Source organism: Thiomicrorhabdus indica (genome assembly GCF_004293625.1).
Taxonomy (GTDB): Bacteria; Pseudomonadota; Gammaproteobacteria; order Thiomicrospirales; family Thiomicrospiraceae; genus Thiomicrorhabdus; species Thiomicrorhabdus indica.
Window position 1 is genome coordinate 1,146,650 of the sequence record NZ_CP033040.1, and the last position, 24,590, is coordinate 1,171,239.

A 24,590-nucleotide genomic window follows, 5' to 3' on the forward strand; every position below is an offset into this window, starting at 1 on the left:
AAGATATGCCTATAGCCTGAGATAAAAAATGAAATATATAGAATTAGTACAAAAATTAATTGTCCAGAAAAAAGTTTTAGCGATTATGGGCCCGACCGCTTCTGGGAAAAGTGCTTTGTCGATGGCATTGGCGGAAGTTTTGCCAATGGAAATTGTTAGTGTCGATTCAGCTTTAATTTATCGTCAATTGGATATTGGTTCAGCCAAGCCAACCGAAGATGAAATTGTAAAAGTGCCACACCATTTAATTAATACACATAACCCCGATGAGAGTTATTCTGCCAGTGAATTTGTCGAAGACGTGCATCGCCTGGTTAAAGAAATTTTTGCGCGAGGAAATTTACCGGTATTAGTTGGTGGCACGATGATGTATTTCAATGCGTTACAGCAGGGGTTGAATGACTTACCGGCTGCTGACGAAAGGGTTCGCGAAAGATTGCAACTTCAGTGGAAAGATAACCCTCAAGCTCTACATGAACGGCTTTCTGAAGTGGATCCAGAATCGGCTGCAAGAATTCATCCGAATGATCCACAGCGCGTAATGCGTGCTTTGGAGGTGTATGAAATTTCAGGAAAAACCTTAACTGAGCATCGTGCAGAACAAAAAAATACCTTAAGTGAATTTAGCTTAGTCAAAATTGGTTTACTGACAGAGGATCGTAAAGCATTGCATGAACAAATTGGTAAGCGGTTTGATCAAATGTTAGCGGAAGGTTTTTTGGAGGAAGTGAAAGCTTTGTATGCTCAACCGAATTTACACGGTGAAATGAATGCAATGCGCTCAGTCGGTTACAGGCAAGCGTGGGAATATTTGGATGGTGTGTGGGATTATGAAACGTTTGTTGAGAAAGGTAAGACGGCCACTCGACAATTAGCGAAGCGCCAGTTTACTTGGCTTAGAAAAGAGCCTGATTTAATTAAAATTGACCCTTTTAACACGAGTTTGCAGCAGCGTCTTAGGCAGACGATTTCAGCTTTGGAAACCTCGGTTGATACTTCGCTCTGAAGGAAAACTCCCCATATAATTTAATGGGGTGAGGACGAAAAAAGTCTTATTTCATTCGATATTTTCTCACTGACAATCTGGCCTATAGACATTACGAGTGACTGTGGTATGCTTTTGCAATCTTACACATTGAGTTTTGTCAGCGGAATTTTGTTTTGTAGCGATTTGCTTGAAATTCTGAGGGTCAGACTTTTGAAAGTTTGAAAATATGAGTGGCATAAAGTTCAAATAAAAACACTCGATAATAAAAAGCATTTAATTGCTTATCCGATAAAAAAATACACAAAAATAAAAATCATTAGGATTCAGTATGGAGAATAATAAAGTGGCAAAAGCATTACCAATCCAAGACCCTTATCTAAATGCGCTACGTAAAGAGCGTATTAGCGTGTCGATTTATTTGGTAAACGGTGTCAAATTGCAAGGTAAGGTTGATTCTTTTGACCAGTTTGTAGTGTTGTTGCGGTCCAATGTAACGCAGATGGTTTATAAGCATGCAATTTCGACGATTGTCCCAATGCGAGATCCTAAACCGTACGAATTTGGTCAAGACAATACTGCTTCTGATAGCGAATAGAAGTCGTTCGTCTTTTTGACTGCCTATGCAAGATACAGCAACCGTTTTCTGTTTAATGCCTTCCCAATCTAAACTATCTTTTTAACAGCGGTTGCTATGGAATTATTTGATCGTCTCGAACGACAAGAGTTAGAACGTGCAGTTCTGGTTCATGTTGATTTTCACAATGAATCTGACCGTGAAGAGTTAGATGAATTCTACGAACTTGTTGACTCTGCCGGTGCTCAAATTTGTGAGCTTCTCACAACGAAGCGCCAAAAGGCAGACCCCAAATACTTTATCGGTAAAGGGAAAGCAGAAGAGGTGCAGTTGGCCGTTGAAATGCACGAAGCCAACGTAGTGATTGTGAATCATGCACTTTCTCCTGCTCAAGAACGTAACCTTTCCGAATTATTGGATTGCCAGGTCTTAGACCGTGTTGGTTTGATTTTGGATATCTTTGCCCAACGTGCACGATCGCATGAAGGGAAGTTACAGGTTGAGCTTGCTCAACTCAAGCGAATGTCAACGCGTTTGGTAAAAGGTTGGTCACACTTGGACCGTCAGGGTGGAATTGGAGCCCGTGGTCCGGGTGAGACTCAGCTAGAGACGGACCGGCGTCTTGTACAGGGACGTATTAAGCAACTTGAAACCAAAATCGAAAAGGTTCGCAAACAGCGTGATTTAGGGCGACGTTCACGTAAGCGTTCTGAGCTTCCCACAATCACAATTGTAGGGTACACCAATGCTGGGAAATCGACCTTATTTAATACCATGACTTCAGCGGGAGTCTATGCCGAAGACCGCTTGTTTGCGACACTGGATTCAACGCTTCGTCGTGTACACTTGCCAGGGGCAGGGCCGGTAATTTTTGCTGATACAGTCGGTTTTATTCGACATATTCCACACGATTTAGTGACAGCGTTTCGTTCAACGCTTGAGGAAACTTCTGAAGCGAGCCTGTTGATTCATCTAGTGGATGCGTCGGATGCTTTACGCGAGGAAAAAATTCAAGATGTGCTTGACGTTATTTCTGAGGTGGGTGCGGACGAAGTGCCACAGTTGTTGGTAATGAATAAAATTGATGCTATTCAACCGGCCGGTGATAAAAAGATTGAACCTAAAATCGATTTAAATGAAGAAGGTGTTCCCGAACGAGTTTGGATTTCTGCTAAGAAGAACTTGGGTATCGATTTGTTAATGGATGCTGTGGGCTCGTTTTTTAAAGGGCAGTATTACAAAGTTCAGCTTACGCTGCATGTGTCTGCCGGTAAGAAACGGGCTCAACTCTACCAGCTAGGTACGATTTTAGAAGAAGGATTTGATGAGCAGGGCAACAGCCTGTTTACGATGTTGCTGACTGAGCAGGAGTGGCAACATATTGAACAATGGTCGGAGTTATTATCTAAAACCGTGATTGAAGGGAAATAAAATCGTTACCGGCCGGTAAGGTTTTAAATTTACGATATTTGGATTTGACGAGCCGAAACCTTGAATAAAGTTCGAACACTGCAATATAAAAAATCTTAATGGGATGACATTTTTCGATGAAGTCTCTACAATACGGAACTCTTGTCTCAAAAAACGTTTTGTAAACGTTGAGACACTAAATAGACAAACACATGGAGATGGTTTGAATGGCTTGGAATGAACCGGGTAAACCAGGGCAAGACCCTTGGGGGAATTCTGGAAATTCAGGAAACAACGGTGGAGATAAACGACCACCAAATAAAAATGGCAATGGCGACCTTGATGAGCTTCTAAAAAAAGTTCAAGGTGTGTTTGGAAATGGTGGCGGCTCTTCCTCAGGTGGAGGAATTGGCGGTATTCTGATTTTCAGTGTCATTGTAATTGTTTGGTTGCTTTCTGGTATTTACATCGTTGATCCTGCGGAACGTGGTGTTGTCACGCGTTTTGGTGCTTTTGTTGATGAAACCAAAGCCGGTCCTCATTGGCATATGCCTTATCCGATTGAGAATGTCCGCATTGTTAACGTTGACCAAATCCGTACTGCAGAAATTGGTTATCGTTCTGATGCTCGTAACCGTGCAGGAAATGTACCAATGGAATCGCTCATGCTGACGCGAGATGAAAACATTGTCGACATCAAAATTGCCGTTCAATACCAAATCCAAAGTGCGAACGAATATCTATTCTCTACATCAGATCCTGATCAAACGCTGCGTGCAGTTACTGAATCAGCGCTTCGTGAAGTGGTCGGTCAAAGCCGAATGGACTTTGTGTTAACAGAAGGCCGTAACGAAGTGGTTGAACGTGTTAAAGAGCTTGCCCAAGAACGTTTGAGTGGTTACGTCACCGGTCTAATGATTACTTCTGTGAACTTACAGGATGCTCAGCCACCGGAACAAGTTCAAGCAGCATTTGCGGATGTGGTGAAGGCACGTGAGGACCGTGAACGTCTAATCAATGAAGCCGAAGCTTACGCAAATGAAATTCTTCCTATTGCACGAGGTAAGGCGGCGCGTGAATTAGAAGAGGCCAGCGCATACCATGATCAAGTTATCGCCCGTGCAGAAGGTGAGGCGGCGCGTTTTGATAGTATCGTTACCGAATATCAAAAAGCGCCGGAAGTGACTCGTAATCGTCTATACATTGATGCGGTTGCTAATGTGTTAGGCAAAACGAGTAAAGTGTTTGTCGGCTCTGAGAGCTCAAATAATTTACTCTACCTTCCATTGGATAAAATGGTTGGAAGTCAAACACAGGTGCCTTTTAAGTTGAATGATCCAACAGCAACTAATGTTGCCGTTCCGAGCGATGCACCTAAAAATAATCAAGCGGTAAAAAATACCCAAAATATTCGTGATTACTTGAAGAATAGGGAGTTACGTTAAATGAAAACAGTTTTATCGATTCTTATTGGTGCCATTCTGTTTATCGGTAGTAACTCCGTTTATACAGTGAACGAGTGGGAAACCGGTGTTGTGCTTCGTCTAGGGGAAATCGTCGAATCGGATGTTCAACCTGGTTTGCATTTCAAAACGCCATTTGTAAACAACGTACGTAAGTTTGATTCACGTTTGCAAACGCTTGATTCAGCGCCTGAGCGTTTCCTGACGAGCGAAAAGAAAAATCTTATGGTGGATACGTTTGTTAAGTGGCGTATTCAAGATGTGGATAAATTCTACACAACGATGAACGGTGACAATCGTTTGGCAGGGATGCGTCTTGGTCAAATTGTAAAAGATGGTCTTCGTGCAGAGTTCGGTAATCGTACTGTAAAAGAGGTTATCTCTGCTGAACGTGTCGAAATTGCGCAAAAAATTACGGAAGCGACAGCGTTGGCTGCATCTTCATTCGGTATTAAAATTGAAGATGTTCGCATTAAACGTATAGACCTTGCTCAAGATATTTCCGATTCGGTTTATCGCCGTATGGAAGCAGAGCGTACTCGTGTTGCCAAAGACCTTCGTTCAAAAGGGGCGGAAGCTGCGGAAAAAATTCGCGCGGATGCTGATCGCCAGCGAGTGGTTATCTTAGCTGATGCGTATTCACAAGCAGAAATGATTCGCGGTCGAGGTGATGCGAAAGCGACTGAGATTTACGCAAATGCTTATCAGAAAGATTCAGAGTTTTATTCTTTCTATCACAGTTTGAATGCTTACCAGAGTTCATTTAAAGATAAGTCAGATGTGATGGTGGTTGACCCGAATTCTGATTTCTTTAAATACTTCAATCAAAGAAGTCAACAACAATAGTTGAATAAAAAAGGTGGGGTAACCCACCTTTTTTATGCGTTTAAGAGAGCTTTGGGTGCAAAGCTCTCTTCTAATAGGTATTTATGACAGAAGTTCTGATCGCAGCCATTGCGTTGTTATTTATTTTTGAAGGCTTATTGCCTTTTGTGGCACCTAGTCTATGGCAAAAAGTCATGCGGGAAGCTTCAGAAATGCCCGAAAATAGTTTACGAATAATGGGGTTTGCCTCAATAGTGATTGGTTTGGTTTTGCTACTATTTTTTAGTGAATCTAACTGATTTCGATTACAATACCTCACCTGAAAAATTTAACGATTACAAAGAAGTTTAAAGATGCAGCAATCCACTTGGTTCACTCCGGAAGGTTTAGAAGATCTTTTGCCAGAAGAAGCGCAAAAGTTAGAATTTTATCGTCGTAAGTTAGTCGATGGTTTTCATCTTTCAGGTTATAGCCTAGTTCTCCCGCCCATTGCGGAATTTACCGATTCACTCCTAACGGGTACGGCTCGCCATATGGCGGTAGATACTTGCCGTTTTACTGACCAAGAGAGCGGAAAAATGATGGGAGTTCGTGCAGATATGACCCCTCAAGTTGCGCGTATCGTCAGTAATCGTCTAAAGGCTTCAGATAGAATTTCACGACTTTGTTATGTCGGTGAAGTGTTAAAAACACGAAACAACAAAGCGAAAGGGTCTCGCAGCCCTATTCAAGTCGGTGCTGAGATATTTGGTCACAAGGGTGTGCAAAGTGATATTGAGATTGTTGAGTTAATGCTTGATAGCATGAAGAACTTAAATCTTGACGTCAAACTTAGTCTTGGGCATGTTGGAATTGTTGATGAATTGATGTCTAAAGCTGGTTTAACAAGCCAACAAAGTTCTCTGCTTATCGATATTCTCGAACGAAAAGCAATTCCTGAATATGAAGTCTTTGTCAGTGGATTGAACCTTGATAGTGCACTTCAAGATGTTTTTACGGTTCTACCCCATCTTTGTGGTGATGCTAAATCAGTCATTGAGAAAGCAAAAACGTTAATCAGTCCTTTATCTGAAACTTGTTCTTCTGATGTTAATCAGTTGGAAGACATGATTAAGCATCTCTCTGAGCTTTATCCTGTACACATCCATTTGGACTTGTCTGACATTCGTGGTTATCAGTATCACACAGGTTTGATCTTTGCTGTTTATAGCACATGTGGTTACCTGCTTCCTATTGCCAAAGGTGGGCGTTATGACAACATCGGTTCGGACTTTGGGCTGGCGATTCCTGCAACTGGGTTTAGTTTGGATTTGCGTGCAACATTGGATTTGTTACCGAATGTCACCAATAGTAATGCTCAAACGGTTTATGCACCAGCGAAAACCTCAAAAGCGTTACAGGATAAAGTGGAGCAATTGAAGTCAAAGCGCATTCAAGTGATTAAAGTCTACAGTGACCAAGAGATACCGGCCGGTAGCCAAAGACTGATTGAAGACTCAGGTCATTGGAAGCTTGTTTAATTCGGTGAAAACCGTTAAACAGATACAGAATTTATAAGTAAAAGTTTAAGAAGTACAAAATATGACAAAACGCAATATTGTTGTCGTCGGTACCCAATGGGGTGATGAAGGAAAAGGTAAGATCGTTGATCTTCTTACGGATCGCGTTGCTGCGGTAGTTCGATTCCAAGGTGGTCATAATGCTGGACACACATTGGTAATTGATGGCCATAAAACCGTACTGCATTTGATTCCTTCAGGGATTCTTCGAGAAGACGTGGAATGCTTCATTGGAAACGGTGTGGTATTAGCCCCGGATGCTTTGGAAAAAGAAGTCGCTCAACTTGAAGAAGGTGGCTTAAACGTTAAAAGTCGTTTGAAAATCAGTGATGCATGTCCGTTAATTTTGGATTATCACGTTGCACTTGATCAAGCTCGAGAATCAGCTCGTGGTAAAAAAGCGATTGGTACAACAGGGCGAGGAATTGGTCCAGCCTACGAAGATAAAGTCGCTCGTCGTGGTTTGCGTGCTGGTGATTTTCGTAATATGGAATCAATGAAAGTAAAACTTGCAGAAACGCTAGAGTTCCATAATTTTGCGTTGGAAAACTACTACAAGGCAGAAAAAGTTGATTTTGATGTCGTTTGGGAAAAGTGTCAGCGTTATGCTAAGTTGATTGTTCCAATGCTTGCGGATATTCCAGACTTGATTGCTCAGTACAACAAGCAAGGCAAAAACCTAATGTTTGAGGGCGCTCAAGGAACCTTGCTGGATATTGACCAAGGAACATACCCTTATGTGACATCATCGAATACGACAGCTGGTGGTGCAGCGTCCGGAGCAGGGATTGGGCCAACTGAATTAGACTACGTGTTAGGAATTACAAAAGCTTATGCAACACGTGTTGGTGGTGGGCCATTCCCAACGGAATTACAGTACAACTGCGATACCGATGAAGGCGATGCCATTGGTAAAATTCTTGGAACACGTGGGCATGAGTTTGGGGCAACCACTGGTCGTCAACGCCGTTGCGGCTGGTTTGATGCAGTTGCTCTACGACGTTCAGCTCAAATTAATGGTCTTACAGGCATCTGTTTAACCAAGCTAGACGTTATGGACACTTTGGAAGAAGTTAAAATATGTGTCTCTTATGAAAAAGAGGGGCAGAAAGTCAACTTACCGCCTACAAGCGCTGAGGAATATGAAGTTTGTCAGCCAGTTTATGTGACTATGCCAGGTTGGAAAACTTCAACGGTTGGTATTGAGTCTTGGGAAGCTTTACCTCAAGCTGCAAAAGATTACATTCAATTTGTTGAAGAACAGGTTGGTGTCAAAGTTTCGATTCTTTCAACGGGTCCAGACCGTTCAGAGACTCTCGTGCTTGATGACCCATTTGCGTAAAATTTAGACGCTACTTGGTTTGATAAACAAAAAAGGCTGAGAATTTAATTCTCAGCCTTTTTTGTTTTAATGGTAGATGTTTGTTCTACCGGCCGGTAACAAATAGCTAAACGCTAAGAACAGGCTCGTTCAATTAAACCACTAAGTTTTTCAGGATCAAATGGTTTAACAATCCAACCTGTTGCTCCAAGATCTCGGCCTTGTTGTTTCATTTCTGGACTGGCTTCGGTTGTCATCATTAGAATCGGCGTGAACTGATTTTCAGGCATAGCACGAAATTTTTCTAGAAACTCTAAGCCATTCATTACAGGCATATTGATGTCAGAAATAACGGCATCAAACTTTTGTTGAGTTGCTTCTTGTAAAGCTTCTGCTCCATTCTCAACAATGGTTAAATCGTAAGTTTTTCCCAATACCAACCCCACTAATTTGCGCATTGACGCAGCATCATCCACATAAAGGATTTTTTTCATAGTATCTATCCAGTTTTCAATCGTTCAGCGTTGCTTATTTACTGAAATCGTTTATAAATTTTGACTTTATTATAAATAAAATCGTTGAAGTAATTTGTTTTTAAACGTTTGATGAAATTGCGATAAAAAGCGGTAAAGTTGGTGAAACCCGTGTCGAGGCTTGGTATCATAAGTCCCATTTTGTTATTCACGGGATTAAAGGGAAAACCATGTTGCAATCAATACGTGATCATGCTCAAGGATGGATCGCTTGGGTGATCGTCGGGTTAATTATTTTGACATTTGCTCTATTTGGAATTGAGCAATATGCGCAAGGTGATAAAAACGTTGCGGTCGCAGAAGTAAACGGTGAGGAAGTCGGGGCGAATGAGTTTATGAGCCTTTATAACCGTCAGAAACTTCGACTTCAGCAACAGTTTGGCGATATGTATGATTCTGTTGTCAAAGATGAGCAGCTTCGTGAACAAGTTTTGGATGCGTTGATTGAAAGTGAACTCATTCGTCAGTGGTCTGAAGAAAACAAAATGTTAATTTCTGATCCTCAGTTAGCAGCCTCTATACAGTCAGCACAAATTTTTCAAAAAGATGGAAAGTTTGATGAAGCGACTTACAACGAAGTTTTGTCAAGAAATGGATTAAATGTTGCGCGTTTTGAATATGAACAGCGTCAATTTTTGATTGAATCTCAATTTTCAAATCTCACACAAGCGTCAGCTTTCACAACTGATTGGGAAGTCGAACAATTAGCAAAGTTACAAGGTCAAGAACGCCAAGTAAATTATTTACGAATTGATCAACGCCCATTTTTGAAAACGGCAGTTGTATCGGATGATGAAATTAAAGCTTTCTATGAAGAGAATTCGACTGCTTATATTATTCCAGAAAAAGTCAAAATTGATTATGTTGAACTGTCTCAAGCAGAGTTAGCGAAGAAAATTGCCTATACGGATGATGATTTACAATCTTTTTACGATAAGAATAAAGGTTTGTTTTCAACTCCTGAAAAGCGTCAAGCACGTCACATTTTGATTCGTGTGGATGCTGCAGCCGGTGAAACACTAGAGCAGGCTGAGAAAACGATTAAAGAAATTCAAGATAAGTTAGCAGCGGGTGAAGAGTTTGCAGAGTTAGCAAAAGCTTATTCGCAAGACCCAGGCTCAGCAGCTACTGGTGGTGATTTAGGAAGTTTTGAACAAGGGATGATGGTCACAGAATTTGACGATGCTGTTTTCTCTATGAAAGAAGGTCAAACCAGTGAGCCGGTAAAGACAGACTTTGGTCTTCACCTAATCAAGCTTGAAAAAATTATCCCACTTAGTGTTAAGCCTTTAGCTGAGGTTAAGGCTGATGTCATAACCCAGTTCCAAAATCAAGAAGCTGAAAAAGAGTATTTTGAACTGTTAGAACAGATGAATACTTTAGTATATGAACAAGGTGACTCGTTGGCTCCAGTGGCTGAGGCCTTAGGTCTAAAAGTTTCAACGACTGAATTCTTTGGAAGAGAAGGTGGTTTAGGTTCATCAGATAAAGTCACGTCGAATGGCAAAGTTATTAAAGCGGCATTCTCAGATTTAGTTCTCAAAGATGGTCTGAATAGTGAAGCGATTGAAATGAGTCCAAAAGATTCTGTTGCAATTCGTTTAAATGAGTATCAACCAGAACGTCAGCAAGCATTGTCGGAAGTTTCAGAAGATATTAAAGCTGAACTGACACGTGAAAAAGCAGTGAATGAAGCTAAAGCTTTGGCGGAATCGATTTTGGTTAAACTCCAAGAAGGTGAGTTGCCAGAGTCCGTTGCGCAAGATGGTATTGAGTGGCACCAAGTAGGATGGATTGATCGCAATTCTCAGCAGTTATTACCTCAAATGGTTCAAGCCTTCTTCAGCGTGAAGAAACCGGTTGAAGGTCAGGCAGAGTGGAAGTTATTTCAGCTTTCAACAGGCGATACAACCTTGTTACAAGTCACTGGTGTGAAGAGTAATGAAATGGCTGAAGAGGCAAAAGCGCCATTAATGGAAGCGTTCAATGAGCTTAATGCTAACTCAGAATTAAATGCGCGTTTGCAGATGATGAAAGCGAATGCTGAAATTCGTAAACTGGATAATTATTTAACGATTAAATAATCTGAAATCTATGTCCCGTCCTGAAATAAGTTGACACTTTTTTCAGGTAAAAAACGCTCGATGAACTTCATCGGGCGTTTTGTATTTTAACGCCAAGTGTGGACGTTGAGTATTGTAGATTTCAATCGACTCTTTCACCATTTGTCGAGCCTGATCAACATCCTTTGGCTTGGTTAATAAAAACTCATTCTTCAGAATCCCGTTCACTCTCTCCGCCAAAGCGTTTTGATAGCAATCATAACCATCCGTCATCGAACAGATAATGCCATGTTTTTCATGGAACACTTGATAAGGTTTTGAACAGTACTGAATCCCTCTATCCGAGTGATGAATGAGTGCCCCTTTTCCTAATCTATTTTTCACTGCGTTCTTTAATGCCTGAAGGACTGGTTGAGCATGCAAAGTGTCGTGCACATGGTAGCCAACGATCTTACGAGAACAGGCATCGGTGACTAAGCTGAGATAGGCCTGGCCGTGTTGTACTGGTAAATAGGTAATGTCTGCAACCCAGAGTTTCTCTGGCGCTTTGGCTAAACGCCTTTGCCCCTGCTCTTTGATGAGATTGGGGTGCTTATAAAACCGATGATGACTGTGCGTGGTTTTATGATAGGCTCGCTTATTAGGCACTAATAAACGCTGCCAACGTAACAAGTCAAACAACTTGTCTCGTCCAATCTTCAATCCTTCTTGGGCTTTAGCTAATAGCAAGTTGTGTAGCTTTCGGGTACCAATCCGCGGCTGGCTGATACGTATCGCTTGTACAAAATCCAGAATCATCCGGTATTGCTTTTCTTTGAGCCGCTGCCTTTGTAATCCTTGGTAGTAAGCCTGACGGCTTATCTGTAAGAATCGACAAGCATTGCTTATGTTGAGCCCTTGGATCTGTTTTTGATCGATAACTCGGCTAACCGCTTTTTTGTCAAGCTAACTCCAAAGTCCTCTTTCATGACTTTGACGACGCCTTCAAAGAATTGGGCTTTGAGTTTTTCTTCGGCGAGTTCTTGTTCAAGCTCTTTAATGCGCTGCTCTGGCGTCTTTTCAGCTTTAGTCGTCGGCATAATGATTCCTCGAAGATGTCGGTTAATGGCGTTGGCGTCAGACCAATTTAACTTACCATGCTTTCTAAGCCAAACTAAAACGGTAGATCGTCCTTGGATACCATAATGTGCTTGCGCTTGTTTATAAGTCATTTCGCCTTTTTCGACTTGGTCTACAACGGACAATTTAAAAGCGAGGGAATAATCGCGCTGTGTGCGCTTAGTGTTTGAAGACATTACTTTTTCCTTTTCGGTTCAGAAAAAGTGTCAATCTTATTTAGGACGGGTCACTAATCTGCAAAAAGGCCTTAAAGTTTTAAACTTTAAGGCCTTTTTTATTTTAAGAGTTAAGAACGTGAATGAGCTATAAGTCGGTGACTTTTAGTGTGTTTTAAATTGGCTGATTAATTTGTGCAGCTCTTCTGCATGAGCACTGACATTTTGACAGGCATGAGCCGTGTGATCAGCCCCTTGGGTCACATTTCCTCCAACCTCATGAATATCTTGCATATTATGTAGGACAACTTCATTATGGGATTTTTGAGATTGTGCAGCTTGCTCAATTTGAAGATTCATCTCGGTGATGGTTTTCACGGCTTGAGCAATAGACAACAATGCTTCGCCTGCTTGGTTTGCATGATCAACACCTTCGTAGGCTTTATCTTGCCCATTTTTCATCACTTTTACGGCTTTACCTGCAACCGATTGAAATTGACTCACCATCGATTCGATTTGAATCGCGGACTCCTGCGTTTTGGCGGCAAGTCCGCGAACTTCATCTGCAACGACAGCAAACCCTCGTCCATGTTCTCCGGCCCGTGCCGCTTCAATTGCTGCATTCAATGCCAATAAATTTGTCTGTTCGGAAATATCTTTAATGACTGAAAGTACTGTTGAAATGTTTTGAGTATCTTGTTTGAGGTTTTGGATGACACCAGCGGTTTTTTCAACTTCTTCAGCAAGCGAATGAATGGTATGAATTGTCGACTGAACAATTTCGGTTCCATTAGCCGTGGCATTTTCTGCCTCTTTTGCGGCATTGCTTGCCGATAGGGTACTTTCTGACATAGCAATAGCATTGGCATTCATGGTGTTAATTGATTCAGTAATTTTTTCAGTGCGTGATTTTTGGGTGGTAACACTTTGGTGGGTATTCTGTGAAACATCGAGCATCCCTGAGGAGGCGGTTTTAAGCTCTTCAGTCATGTGGGCAATACGATTGACCATAAACCGAAGGTTCTCCCCCATTCGGTTAAAGCTTTGTGCCATTTCCCCAATAAAGTCATGACTTTCCATTGTGCAGGTATGCGAGATATCGTTTTTACTGATGGCATTGGCAACTTCACCAATTCTCATGAGACGGGTTAGTAACATTTTTTTGAGTAGCCAATAGTTAAAGAAGCCAATAGAAATACCCGCAAGAATACATGCAATGACAAACCATAAAAGCATGCCGGGTTTGTAAGTCACAAAAATACTTGCGAAAACTGGGAAAACCACTCCCATTGCAAGTCCTGCTCCAACAAATGTTAAGAGCATATTTCGTAAAATACTTGGTTTTTTGTAATCTAATAACACCACTACACCCCTCAAAAATTATTCTATTTTGAGGTGAAAAGCATGGCTTGTGCCAAAATAGAATATACAGGTTTGGTGGTGTTGTGCGTAACTGAATGTAACGTCAAATACTTGTAGACTAAGTCAGGTGACTTTTGATAACTTGAATTGTTAAGAAGTCCCAATTCAAGCTTTATTGAAAGAGTGAATGTTCAAAAAAATTGATAGTGTTTTTTTACGTCTTTATGAATATGCCAATGGCAGTTCATACCGGCCGGAAAAGTTACTAAATCACCTTTGCCAAATGTCACTGGATCACCATTTTCAGGGGTGAAGGTTACTTGGCCTTCTAATAAATAACAGACTTCTTTTTGATCGTAATGCCACGGAAATTCTGAGGCTTCTTTTTCCCAAATGGACCAATCTAAAACACCAAGTTGTTTGAGTTGCTCCGGTTGTTTTGGATTATCAGCATGAATGATTTCAATGGTCATTTTTTTCATCCTTATTTTTATCTTTGGTAGAACCGCTTTCTAATGGAATAACATTCGAATCATTTGTAGGTGATTTTGAAGTTTCTGGTTTTTTGTCGACTTCAGCCGTCTTGTCGGCATCTTTAAAAATCGATTGATAGCTTGAGTTTTCGGATTCAGAATCCGGTTTGTTCTCTATTTCTTTAGTATTTTCTGGCTGAGAGGTTTCACTTTCACCTTCACCTTTATACCACCCACCCACATTCGATTGACTCTCTTGCTTGGTTTGGTCCTCTTGCAACCGGTTTTGTAAATAGTTGTAATTCGGACGATAAAAAGCCTGAGCAGTTTGTAAATATTTTTTGCGAGACCAAATTAAACCCCAGCGTGAACCGCCAACTTGATACCACAAAACAGCGGAACGTAATCCCGCTAGAAGAAGGGCACGAATCTTATTGGCAATGCGTTGGTTATTTAAATGTCCATGATGACCGTTAACCATAATTCTTGGGTGAAGTGTGCTGACATTCTCACTGTAGGCACGAGCAACGGTTGCGATGACATTTTCATGTAAATCCCCAAAGTGTTCTTGTTGCGCTTTGGCTGTTTCAAGCACATTAGAGATTTTTTGTAATCCGTCGGTCTGTTTTAGTTTTTTCTGCAAAATCATTAAGCTTAAAACATATCGAGTGATTTCAATATTGCGAGTTTGCTTTGCTTGGTCCGATTTCATTTGCGCCGTCAGTGTGTGAATTCCAAGCTGAATGTCATTGACTGAATCACCATAAACTTCGAGTGTGCTGCTTGGATTTTCTACAAACAGGCTGTGCAGTGAAGCTTTAAAGGCTTGTTCATCTGTTTTGCCGGTTGTTGCAAGTTCATAAACCATTTGAGCGGCTTGATAAATACCAGCTAAAGCTAGGGTTTTATCGTTTTGTGTATAGTCAGTCATAGTTCAAAACGTCTCTTTTAGAAGTTTTCAGGCATTTGGTGAAGGCGTTGGGTGATGACACCACCGCCAAGACATTTTTCACCGTCATAAAATACGACCGATTGTCCAGGGGCAATTGCGGTTTGATTATCATTAAATTTCACAATAATTTTTCCGTCTTTTTGTTGCACGATTTGGCACAACTCTTCTGCTTGACGATAACGAATTTTCGCTTTAAGTGATGTGTTTAATGTTGGCATTTCGCCGGAAACCCAGTCAAGAGTATCAGCAATTAAAAACTGATGCTGTAATAAAGGGTGTTGCTTGCCTTGTACCGCGATTAATTGGTTGTTTTCAAGGTCTTTGTCTGCAGCATACCAAGGTTCATTGCCTGTGCCGTGACCTCCACCGATGCCAAGACCTTTACGCTGACCCAGTGTGTGATACATGAGGCCATCATGTTTTCCAATGACATTTCCTTGATCATCCACAATCTCACCGGGTTTTGCCGGTAGGAATCTTTGCAAGAAATCTTTGAATTTACGCTCACCAATAAAGCAAATACCCGTGCTGTCTTTTTTATCGTGCGTAATCAGCTCAGCCATTTCTGCGAGTTGTCGCACAACAGGTTTTTCCAGTTCTCCCACCGGGAACATCGATTTTTGCAATTGATGTTGTTGGAGAGTGTATAGGAAATAAGTCTGATCTTTGTTGTTATCTAAACCTTTGAGCAGAAAGCATTCGTTATTCTCATTACGTGCAATGCGAGCATAATGGCCGGTGGCAATGAAGTCAGCCCCTAATTCAAGAGCATGCTGTAGAAATGCTTTAAATTTAACTTCTTTATTGCATAAAATATCTGGGTTTGGCGTGCGTCCAGCGCCGTATTCAGCCAGAAAGTGCTCAAAGACCCGATCCCAGTAATCACCGGAAAAATTTTCGATATGAACCGGAATGTCGAGAACTTCTGCAACCGCCATGACATCTTTAAGGTCTTCGGCAGCGGGGCAGTAGTCTTCAGTGTCATCGCCTTCCCAGTTTTTCATAAACAGTCCTTCAACTTCGTAACCTTGGTGTTTTAAGACCAAGGCAGAGACTGAAGAGTCAACTCCGCCTGAGAGTCCAACGATAACTTTCGTTGTCGAGTTTTGAGCACGAGTTTCGGCTGTGACGCTAGGGAAAAGCGTTTGTAATAATTCAGTGACGTTTGACATGAAATTCCGTTTGTTCGCAAAAAATTGAATGTTGCGTATTTTATCAGTTTTATTGTTTTTTTGGCATTTGCCGTGATTTTCCAGATTTGACCGGCCGGTTATTTTTTGGGCGTTTCTTTGTAGGTGGATTACGTGTTTTAGCGCCTTTTTTTGGAGTTTTGAAAATTTGACCGGCCGGTAAATTTTCTAGATTAACCTCAAGTAAAAGACTTTCACCTTGAGAGAGTTTTCCAAGCTTCCAATCACCGATTTGAATACGAATTAATCGTAAAGTCGGGAAGCCGACTGCGGCTGTCATTCTACGAACTTGTCGGTTCTTTCCTTCGGAAATTGTTAGCTCTAACCAAGACGTTGGAATATTTTTGCGCTCGCGAACGGGAGGATTCCTCGGCCATAGCCATTTGGGTTCATTGACGGTTTTTGCTTTGGCAGGACGTGTCAGACCGTCTTTGAGTTGAACTCCTTGAGTGAGCTTTTGCAAAGCTTTTGAATCAATTTCGCCTTCAACTTGAACTAAATAGGTCTTTGGTAGTTTAAAGTTGGGATCACTGATTTTTTGTTGTAATTTACCGTCATTGGTCAGCAACAATAAACCTTCAGAATCGCGATCCAATCGGCCGGCAGCATAAAACTCTGGTAAATCAATAAAATCTGCAAGCGTCTGCCTCTGGTCTTTAAATTCAGGATCGTCGGTAAATTGGCAAAGGACATTAAAAGGTTTATTGAATAACAGTAGATTTGACATTAACCACCAACTATTTGAATTTTAAGATAAAAAATCTATTTCTCATTCAGAGAGAATGACGTTTTTACTGCGTATTCTAACGAAATTAAGAGTCGAGTTTGTTGCGGATTTGGTATGCTTTAACGGCTTAACGACTCCGTGCTATTGATTTCATGCAGTTGAGACGCAGGGTTTGTTGACAATTCATAATTAGGCTCTGCTCAAACCATTTTTCGTTCCAGCAAGGCAGAAAGAGCGTGGAATAGTTATTCTATTTGAGCGAATTTCTAACACTGCTGGGGTAAAAATGGCTTGAGCCCTACGGGTTGCGCTTAAAAATGTAGTACTCTTTGTTGCCCATCGCTTATTTGGAATAACCAAACTGCGCTCTGAGCGTCGCGATTGCTGCATTTTTAAGCAGCAATAGAGTCAAGTCTGAAATGTCAACAGACCCTAGTAAAAATTGACAATGGCACGCCATTCTAACGATTTGAAGGGTGGTATTCTGTTGACAGGAACTTTAAAACTTATGCAAAAAATGACACTACTTTTTCCTCTTTGGGCGTTACTGGCAAGTTTGTTGGCTTGGTATTATCCAGCTCCTTTTGTAAACATGCAGGGCATTATTGTTCCTTTGTTAATGATCGTTATGCTTGCCATGGGAATGACTTTAAATGTGAGAGACTTTCAGCAAGTTTGGGGAATTCGAAAAGTGGTGATTATTGGGGTGAGTTTGCAATTCATTCTCATGCCGTTGGCGGCATTTGTCATTTCAAGACTGTTGCAACTGTCTCTGGAGCTGACCGTTGGCATGATGTTGGTTGGAGTGACGGCTGGCGGAACAGCCTCGAATGTGATGACGTATTTAGCCAAGGGCAATTTAGCGCTTTCCGTCTCGATGACATTGGTTTCAACCCTATTTGCCATTGTTTTAATGCCCTTGTTAACTGAACTTTATTTAGGGCAGAGTATTCATGTGCCGACCACCGAAATGCTGGCATCATTGGTCAAAATTGTATTACTGCCTATTTTGATTGGCTTGGTTTTGAATCATTTTTTAAGTAAATCCATTGAACAACTACAGAATTTTTTAACGCAATTTGCCTCATTTTCGATTGTGCTAATCATTGCAATTGTCGTCGCATTAAATAATGAGCAATTACATTTGGTCTCAGTTGCGCTTTTGGCAGCGGTGGTTCTGCATAATCTGACGGGACTTTTTGCAGGCTATCAATTAACTCGTTGGCTGGGCTATGATTCTGTGACCGCACGAACGGTTGCGATAGAAGTGTCGATGCAAAATTCTGGACTAAGTGTTGCTATGGCAATGAGTTACTTTTCGGCGCTTTCAGCGTTACCCGCAGCACTATTTAGTATTTGGCATAACCTTGCCGGGGCCTTGTTTGCCAGTTTTTGGCGAAACAAATCTCAACAGTCACTTCAGGATGAAGACACGACAAAATAAATAACCTTTATCGTGCAAAAGGATAGAGTATGAAACGAATAAACCTTTCTAAAACATTTACCGGCCGGTTGATGTTTTCTCAGCAAGAAAAATCATTGAATCATCGCATTGTGTTTGCGTGGGTTTTTCTGGTTGTTTTGTGTTTGCCTTTTACGGTTCAATCTGCCGATGACTATCAAAAACTTGAAGATGAAGCCTTGCATAGTCGATTGGTGAATGTTGCATTGGAATTGGATTGGTTGAATCAAAAATGTCGAGGTTTGAGTATTCAGCGAAATTTTAAACAAGTGAATCGTTTGTTTATTAATAAATATAGCTTGAGTGCCAATAATTACATTGAGGGCTTTTTCGCTAGAGAAATTCGAGATTATAAAGCTGATAAATCACGGGAAATGATTCGTTTACTTGCTCAGAAAAAGGGCTGTAAACAGGCTTTGAAAGAAGATTGGGATAGAGATTTAAAAAAAGAATTTAATACGCTGCTGCGGAAAGTTGAAGAGTCGAGTTGGTTTCCGGTTGTTGATCGTTTAATTCCTGCGGACTTGGAGTGATTAGTCTTGGCAAATCCGAATAATTTGATTACACCTGAAGGTCGTCAAGCAATGGAAAAAGAGCTTGATTATTTATGGCGAGTGGAGCGAAGACAAACCACTCAAGCGGTAACAGAAGCCGCCGCACACGGCGATCGCAGTGAAAATGCGGAATACAAAGAAGGGAAACGGCGCTTACGAGAAATCGACCGTCGTTTACGATTTTTGCGCAAGCGGTTGGAGCAGTTGCAAGTGGTGCATTATTCGCCACAACAAGAAGGTAAGGTCTTTTTTGGTGCTTGGGTGGAAATAGAAAATGAAACCGGTGAAACCAAGCAACTTCGCATTGTGGGTGGCGATGAATTTGACCCTTCCAAAGGTTATATTTCTGTGCGTTCCCCAATGGCGAGAGCCTTGATTGGCCATGAAGTGGATGATGAAATTACCGTACAAACCCCAGAAGGAAAGGGCGTTTGGTTTATTAATAGCATTCAATATAAGAGTTTTGAAAGTAATTAGCTGAATTAGCTGAATTAGCTGATCCAGCTAGAAATGGTGGGCAGGATATTACTCCGGCGCACCATCAATAAAGGTCTTGATATAGCCAAGCACCTTGTCTAAAACTCGTTGTGAAACGGCTTTACGTTTGAGCAATTTCGGTTTTTCATTCATTGCATTCACCACATCATCACGGAATGGCAGGCGTTCGGTAAACAGATAGCTGGAGATCATTTTGGTGACTTTATCGGCATCCAAATTTTCTTCACTGCAAATCTTTTCAATCTCGGCTTTGCCTTGTGCATCCCAGAACTTTTTAAACTCGGCTTCTACGTCATTCCCTGATTGCACTTTAGGCAGATGTTCTTCAATAAATTTCTCGATAAGCTGTTTCTTGGAGCGCAGTTTCGGGTCGTTTGAAATCGTATTAAAGATGCTTTCTTTTTTAGCCTTGTGGTCTTCTTCGGTTTCCGTGTCTTTGAGTTGTCCAAGCAGTTTAAGAATGTAGGCGACATTGATTTCATCACGGTGAATCAGTTCCAGTTCAAAATCCACGTCGTTCAAAATCGAGACTTTTTCTGTGGCTTGATTACTGCGTACTTTGTCATGTAAGTCTTGGTATTTACTGCTGTAATCCACATATTCTTGTTCTTCGATATTCAGATCGGCAAACTCAAAATCGGTAAAGGTGTTGAGCACATTAAAAGTTCGCATCAATTCACGATAAGCCTTAATGAAGGCAAACTCTTCCTCTTCGCCCTGAAGCTGGTTCACGCTATCAACGGTTGGCGCAATCGCTTTAAGTTTTTCTAGGGCTTCATTAAAGCGCTGAACATACACCTCGTAGGGCTCAAGGAGAATAGTGTCTTTGGCGTTTTTATTCGAGAACAGACTGATCGCATCATCGGTGGCTTGTTTCAAATTACGGAAACTGACAATATTACCTTGTGACTTTTTCTCGCCCATGGTTCGGTTAGTACGAGAGAAGGCTTGAATCAGTCCGTGATATTTGAGGTTCTTATCAACATAGAACGTGTTCAACGGCTTGGAATCAAACCCTGTCAGGAACATATTCACCACCAGCAGAATATCGACTTCGCGCTCGCGCACTCGTCTGGCCAGTTCATTGTAGTAGTTGTAGAAAGATTGGCTGTCTTTGGTGGTGTATTTGGTGCCAAACATTGCATTGTAATCACCAATGTAAGATTCCAACTTATCACGGCTATGCTGATTGACCTTTTTGCCCGTCATATCGGTGGTTTCTTCAGCAATCAGATCATTCGCATCTTTATCTTCTTTATTCGCGGCATAGCTAAAAATGGTGGCGACTTTAAGATTATGATCGCCATTGTCTTTTTTCTGCTTAAACAAATCGTAGTAAGCCGTCAGCACTTCCACCGAACTCACGCAAAACATAGCGGTAAACTCTTTGGCGTGAGTTTTCCGGTCATGGTTAGCAATGATGTAATCAACAATCGCTTCAAGGCGCTGTGGAGCTTCTAACACTTCTTTGGTGTTAATCGCTTCCACTTCAAGGTCTTTAATTTGCTCTTGCTGTTTAAAAGTCTGGATATACTCAACCGCAAACTTCAAAACATTCTCGTCACGAATCGCATCGGTAATCACATATTTGTGCAGACACTCGCCAAACAGGTCTTTGGTGGTGCGTTTACCGTGTTGATTACCAGAGACGTTTTCGGCAAAGATCGGTGTACCCGTAAAGCCAAACATTTGATAGCGGTTGAAATACTCGGTAATGCGCTTGTGGGTGTCTCCAAACTGGCTGCGGTGACATTCATCAAAAATAAAGATGATGTGCTTGTCTTTCAGTGGTTCCATCGCCGACTGATAACGCTCTTTCATAATCGCGGTATTCAGCTTTTGCAGTGTGGTGACAATCAACTTGGTGTCATCGCCTAACTGTTTCACCAGTTTTTGGGTGTTGTCGGTACTATCGACACTGCTTTCACTAAACGCATTAAACTCTTTAGAAGTCTGATAATCGAGGTCTTTACGATCCACACAGAACACGACCTTATCGACTTTGGGTAAGTTGGTGAGAATTTGCGCGGCTTTGAAAGAGGTCAGTGTTTTCCCCGAACCCGTGGTGTGCCAAATATAACCGTTATGTACTGAATTCATGACCTTGTCGATAATCGACTCTACCGCGTAATATTGATAGGGTCTAAGCACCATTAGAATCTTATCGGTCTGATTTAAGACAATATATTTGGTAATCATCTTCGAGAGGTGACACTTCTCTAAAAAGGTCTTGGTGAACTGCTCAAGCTGAGTAATTTGATTATTCTCTCTGTCCGACCAGAAGAACGTCTGTTTAAACGACTGTTTGCGGTTATTGGCGTAATACTTAGTGTTCACACCGTTACTGATGACAAACAACTGAATGTATTGGAATAGCCCCGAACCTGCACCGTAAGAATGGCGCTGATAGCGATTGGTTTGATTAAAGGCTTCTTTAAGCTCCAAACCACGGCGTTTTAACTCAATTTGAACCAACGGCAAACCATTAATCAAAATTGTCACGTCATAGCGGTTTTTGTAGCTTCCTTCCATCGTAACTTGATGGGTCACTTGGTATTGGTTTTGACACCACTCGATTTGGTCAATGAACTCAATGTAAAAGGTGGTTTCATCATCCCGTTGCAGATTGAACTTATCGCGCAAAGTCTCCGCACGCTCAAACACACTGCCTTTATTCAGGTGGTTCACAATCTTGGCAAACTCATTCTCTGAAAAAGTCGTCTTATTGTGCTTTTCCAACTGAATTTTTAGGTTCGCCAACAACGCGGTTTCGTCATTAATCCGGACAGGCGCAAAGCCTTGATCAATAAGCTGTTGGATTAGATTGTTTTCTAATTGCGCTTCGGACTGTAATTTAGGGACAGCATAGACACCGCTTTGATCTTCAACTTGGCTCATAAAGGTTTATTTTTTGTAAATTGAATTTTGAAATTTTGGCAAAGAAAAAGCACCTGAATCGGTGCTTTGATTATGATTCGACTTGTTCTAAAAACCTGCCAATCGTTTGGGTGTCTTGGCTGTTTGCAACGGTGACATTCAATCTTTCAAATTGATCCAGTGCAAAATTCAGTGCTGTTTTTAGTTCTGGCTTTGCACTCTCTTCATAAACAATTAGGTGTTTTTGTGGTTCAAGCAATTGAGCACTCATCAAACCATTTAAATGTGCTATCCAATTCAACGCGTGCTCTGTCACTTTATTAGCCTGATCATAACCGGCAAAACTCAATGGTTTGATACTGGTTAAATGTTCATTTTCATAAAACGGCAAGGTCGCTTTTACGCCGAATTCTTTCTGCTCTAAACGTTTTTCTTTGTAAATTTTATCTAGGTGACGAGCAGCAAGTACCGTTGTCTTAAAATTTCTCGCTAGTTCTGCATCATGATTTTGGCTTTTGTACTTTTCACTTTCGAAGTTCACCAAGTCTTGATTAAGCGTTTCTAATGCCTGTTGTATGGTTTGCCCGTCAGCTAAAAATTTCACTCGTACTGTTGAATACTGCAACAAACCATCTTTAGGCTTTACCACCTCATTAAACAAGGCTTGTTTATTGTTTGATTGCGGCATAAATTCTTGAACACGCAACAATTCATCTTCAGCCAATCTCAGCACATCTTTAAACAGTTCTTTGCCTTTCAGAGTTGGGAAAAAAGCATGAACTCTTTTTGTTTTTCGCACATCATTTAACACAAACGCCAACTCACCGGTTTGCACGCACTGACCTACCACCCCGATATTGACAAACTCTTCACGGCGAGCATAAGGAATAAAGCGAATTAAACTGTATTTAAGCGTTTTTTTCATGACATTTGACTCCACAAAGCACCATTCGCTCTGTCTAACAAGCCGCGACGAATTTGATCCAAGTTTAACGAAAACGTTTCTGCTTCTAACCACTCATTTGGGATAGAAGACACAATATCATCCCACTTTTGCATCACATTTAAAAGCCGAGATTGATAGCCATCTCTCAGCAAGCCATCCTGATAAACAACTTCACCGGCCGGTCGAAAAACATGATGATCAGCAAAACCGAACTCTGGCTGACAAATAAGGTTATGGTCAATCACATATAAACCTTGTGACAAGGACCAAAGCAAGTTCACATTGCCACCTTGCTCAGTCAAATTGCGGTCATGATTCTGCACCCACAAATCAAAAACAAACAGATCACGTTTAACCTCTTCATCCACAAGACTTTCATTCGTCAAAGAATATTCCGAGCAATCAGCCACCAAACGCGATGCAAAGGCAAACTCTTCTTTTGGCTTAGACTATGCAAATGGATAAGGTGAACTTAACGCTTGATCCAAAAAAGCAACATCAAAAGCAGGCACATTTAAACCAAATTCTTTTGCCAAGCAAGCGCCCAGCAACTCTTTAACCAACTCGTCAAACGTCATGCCACCATCAAACTTCACCACATACTCAACACCATTACCATCCAGACAACGCAGCGGCTTAGTGGCTCCTTGGTGCATTTGAGAAACGATTTCTTCAATAAAAATCAATAGTGACCTCTGTTATTTCAATTGAATGGTGAAAGATTAATTTTACTCTGACACTTTTATTCACTTTTATTCGAAACCTAATATTATTCACCGTAATGTGTTTTCGCTCGAACGACTAACACAACACATCTATCATTTTCTATTCGATAGACAATGCGGTCTTGGAAGCTGAGGCGAACAGAATAATAGCCTTTTAAATCTCCAATTAAGGGTTTACCTGTTTCCGGTGAAACCGAAATTTTATTTCGTAAAATGTCTTTGAGTTTGTTTTTTAACTTAGGTGTCAGCTTGGCGACATCTTTCTGTGCTTGTTTTGTGAACTCAATCCGGTAGTAATCGCAGTTCACAAAGGCTCTCCAAACACCTCTTCAAAACTCGCCACATCCCCAGAATCCGCTTCAATAACAGACTGATTAAATTTTTGTTTAAAATCAGGTTGCGATAAAAGATGTAACGTCTCTTGCAGACTTTCATAATCAGCCTCAGACATAATGACGGCATTGCCAGATTTATGCTGTACCTGAAAAATTTCATGTTGTTGATTGGTTTGCTTAATGATTTCAAAAAATGACTTTCTTGCTTCTGTTGCTGTCATCGTAGCCATAATTCTAATTCCATTCTTTATTGTGTACCGAATAGTGTACCACTATTTTGCAAAGGACCCAATTAACATAAAGCCAATTCACCGGTTTGCACGCACTGGCCTACCACCGATATTGACAACTCTTCACGGCGAACATGAGGAATAAAGCGAATTAAGCTGTATTTAAGCGTTTTTTCATGACATTTTCTCGCTCCTACATCTTGTTTAAGAGCGGAACTTGTCACACTGCAAGTTTGCATTCCCAGGTAG

24 protein-coding genes and 1 pseudogene are annotated in these 24,590 nt (G+C 41.2%); 12 read left to right on the forward strand and 13 right to left on the reverse strand.

Annotated elements, in window-relative coordinates; genetic code table 11:
• Positions 1-28 precede the first annotated feature (28 nt).
• The 8 genes from miaA (at position 29) to D9T12_RS04880 (ending at position 8,161) form a co-directional block, all read left to right on the forward strand.
• Positions 29-1,006 carry a tRNA (adenosine(37)-N6)-dimethylallyltransferase MiaA gene (miaA, locus tag D9T12_RS04845; RefSeq protein ID WP_130537119.1) on the forward strand — a complete coding sequence of 326 codons (978 nt, stop codon included), beginning with the start codon at positions 29-31 and terminating at the stop codon, positions 1,004-1,006.
• 310 nt (positions 1,007-1,316) lie between these two features.
• Positions 1,317-1,583 (forward strand): RNA chaperone Hfq, encoded by a 267-nt coding sequence (hfq, locus tag D9T12_RS04850; protein ID WP_411354456.1) that lies wholly within the window; start codon positions 1,317-1,319, stop codon positions 1,581-1,583.
• A 96-nt stretch (positions 1,584-1,679) separates the two neighbouring features.
• Entirely contained in the window at positions 1,680-2,993 is a 1,314-nt protein-coding gene (gene hflX / locus D9T12_RS04855; protein ID WP_130537120.1) for a ribosome rescue GTPase HflX, read from the forward strand.
• A 206-nt stretch (positions 2,994-3,199) separates the two neighbouring features.
• On the forward strand, positions 3,200-4,417 hold the full coding sequence (gene hflK / locus D9T12_RS04860) for an FtsH protease activity modulator HflK (protein WP_130537121.1): 1,218 nt from the start codon (positions 3,200-3,202) through the stop codon (positions 4,415-4,417).
• Complete coding sequence (gene hflC, locus D9T12_RS04865) at positions 4,418-5,281, forward strand: protease modulator HflC (RefSeq protein ID WP_130537122.1); 864 nt, start codon at positions 4,418-4,420, stop codon at positions 5,279-5,281. It begins immediately after the preceding gene.
• 83 nt (positions 5,282-5,364) lie between these two features.
• A complete protein-coding gene (locus tag D9T12_RS04870) occupies positions 5,365-5,559 on the forward strand; it encodes a DUF2065 domain-containing protein (RefSeq protein ID WP_130537123.1) in 195 nt (64 codons plus the stop codon).
• A gap of 54 nt (positions 5,560-5,613) precedes the next feature.
• A complete protein-coding gene (locus tag D9T12_RS04875) occupies positions 5,614-6,780 on the forward strand; it encodes an ATP phosphoribosyltransferase regulatory subunit (RefSeq protein WP_130537124.1) in 1,167 nt (388 codons plus the stop codon).
• A 61-nt stretch (positions 6,781-6,841) separates the two neighbouring features.
• Entirely contained in the window at positions 6,842-8,161 is a 1,320-nt protein-coding gene (locus tag D9T12_RS04880; protein WP_130537125.1) for an adenylosuccinate synthase, read from the forward strand.
• A gap of 113 nt (positions 8,162-8,274) precedes the next feature.
• On the opposite strand, the gene D9T12_RS04885 is transcribed toward D9T12_RS04880, so the two are convergent.
• Positions 8,275-8,634 carry a response regulator gene (locus D9T12_RS04885; protein ID WP_130537126.1) on the reverse strand — a complete coding sequence of 120 codons (360 nt, stop codon included), beginning with the start codon at positions 8,632-8,634 and terminating at the stop codon, positions 8,275-8,277.
• A 209-nt stretch (positions 8,635-8,843) separates the two neighbouring features.
• On the opposite strand from D9T12_RS04885, the gene D9T12_RS04890 reads away from it, so the two are divergent.
• Positions 8,844-10,757, forward strand: coding sequence for a SurA N-terminal domain-containing protein (locus D9T12_RS04890; protein WP_130537127.1), 1,914 nt, complete (start codon positions 8,844-8,846; stop codon positions 10,755-10,757).
• A gap of 42 nt (positions 10,758-10,799) precedes the next feature.
• On the opposite strand, the gene D9T12_RS04895 is transcribed toward D9T12_RS04890, so the two are convergent.
• From D9T12_RS04895 to D9T12_RS04920, 6 genes are all read right to left on the reverse strand, one after another.
• Positions 10,800-12,031 (reverse strand): IS3 family transposase gene (locus tag D9T12_RS04895; RefSeq protein WP_130536334.1). Its coding sequence is split into 2 segments (ribosomal slippage): positions 10,800-11,677 and positions 11,677-12,031, totalling 1,233 coding nucleotides; the frame shifts between segments, so codons are not numbered across the junction.
• 144 nt (positions 12,032-12,175) lie between these two features.
• Positions 12,176-13,372 (reverse strand): methyl-accepting chemotaxis protein, encoded by a 1,197-nt coding sequence (locus D9T12_RS04900; RefSeq protein WP_240693240.1) that lies wholly within the window; start codon positions 13,370-13,372, stop codon positions 12,176-12,178.
• Positions 13,373-13,563: 191 nt separating this feature from the next.
• Positions 13,564-13,845, reverse strand: coding sequence for a cupin domain-containing protein (locus tag D9T12_RS04905; RefSeq protein ID WP_130537128.1), 282 nt, complete (start codon positions 13,843-13,845; stop codon positions 13,564-13,566).
• The gene (hflD, locus tag D9T12_RS04910) at positions 13,835-14,776 is read right to left on the reverse strand and encodes a high frequency lysogenization protein HflD (protein ID WP_130537129.1); all 942 of its coding nucleotides are present in this window, start codon (positions 14,774-14,776) and stop codon (positions 13,835-13,837) included. Before hflD ends, D9T12_RS04905 begins: the two co-directional genes overlap by 11 nt.
• A gap of 17 nt (positions 14,777-14,793) precedes the next feature.
• On the reverse strand, positions 14,794-15,969 hold the full coding sequence (gene mnmA, locus D9T12_RS04915; protein WP_130537130.1) for a tRNA 2-thiouridine(34) synthase MnmA: 1,176 nt from the start codon (positions 15,967-15,969) through the stop codon (positions 14,794-14,796).
• Positions 15,970-16,018: 49 nt separating this feature from the next.
• Complete coding sequence (locus D9T12_RS04920; protein WP_130537131.1) at positions 16,019-16,714, reverse strand: rRNA large subunit pseudouridine synthase E; 696 nt, start codon at positions 16,712-16,714, stop codon at positions 16,019-16,021.
• 448 nt (positions 16,715-17,162) lie between these two features.
• On the opposite strand from D9T12_RS04920, the gene D9T12_RS04925 reads away from it, so the two are divergent.
• Genes D9T12_RS04925 through greB form a run of 3 tightly spaced genes read left to right on the forward strand, consistent with a single transcriptional unit; the run spans position 17,163 to position 19,207 of the window.
• Positions 17,163-18,158 carry a bile acid:sodium symporter family protein gene (locus D9T12_RS04925; RefSeq protein ID WP_240693241.1) on the forward strand — a complete coding sequence of 332 codons (996 nt, stop codon included), beginning with the start codon at positions 17,163-17,165 and terminating at the stop codon, positions 18,156-18,158.
• A 29-nt stretch (positions 18,159-18,187) separates the two neighbouring features.
• A complete protein-coding gene (locus D9T12_RS04930) occupies positions 18,188-18,709 on the forward strand; it encodes a hypothetical protein (protein WP_130537132.1) in 522 nt (173 codons plus the stop codon).
• Between the two features lie 6 nt (positions 18,710-18,715).
• Positions 18,716-19,207, forward strand: coding sequence for a transcription elongation factor GreB (greB, locus tag D9T12_RS04935; protein WP_130537133.1), 492 nt, complete (start codon positions 18,716-18,718; stop codon positions 19,205-19,207).
• A 48-nt stretch (positions 19,208-19,255) separates the two neighbouring features.
• Here greB and D9T12_RS04940 read toward each other — a convergent pair whose 3' ends face one another.
• From D9T12_RS04940 to D9T12_RS12400, 6 genes and pseudogenes are all read right to left on the reverse strand, one after another.
• The gene (locus tag D9T12_RS04940; protein ID WP_130537134.1) at positions 19,256-22,126 is read right to left on the reverse strand and encodes a type I restriction endonuclease subunit R; all 2,871 of its coding nucleotides are present in this window, start codon (positions 22,124-22,126) and stop codon (positions 19,256-19,258) included.
• Positions 22,127-22,196: 70 nt separating this feature from the next.
• Positions 22,197-23,030, reverse strand: coding sequence for a DUF3037 domain-containing protein (locus D9T12_RS04945; protein WP_130537135.1), 834 nt, complete (start codon positions 23,028-23,030; stop codon positions 22,197-22,199).
• Positions 23,027-23,737: pseudogene (locus D9T12_RS12545) on the reverse strand (HipA family kinase). The gene D9T12_RS04945 and the pseudogene D9T12_RS12545 overlap by 4 nt, the downstream one beginning before the upstream one ends.
• An 83-nt stretch (positions 23,738-23,820) precedes the next feature.
• Entirely contained in the window at positions 23,821-24,084 is a 264-nt protein-coding gene (locus D9T12_RS04960; protein WP_130537138.1) for a type II toxin-antitoxin system mRNA interferase toxin, RelE/StbE family, read from the reverse strand.
• Complete coding sequence (locus D9T12_RS04965) at positions 24,081-24,341, reverse strand: type II toxin-antitoxin system Phd/YefM family antitoxin (protein WP_130537139.1); 261 nt, start codon at positions 24,339-24,341, stop codon at positions 24,081-24,083. The genes D9T12_RS04960 and D9T12_RS04965 overlap by 4 nt, the downstream gene beginning before the upstream one ends.
• A gap of 62 nt (positions 24,342-24,403) precedes the next feature.
• The gene (locus D9T12_RS12400) at positions 24,404-24,565 is read right to left on the reverse strand and encodes a hypothetical protein (protein WP_165395036.1); all 162 of its coding nucleotides are present in this window, start codon (positions 24,563-24,565) and stop codon (positions 24,404-24,406) included.
• Between the last annotated feature and the right edge of the window lie 25 nt (positions 24,566-24,590).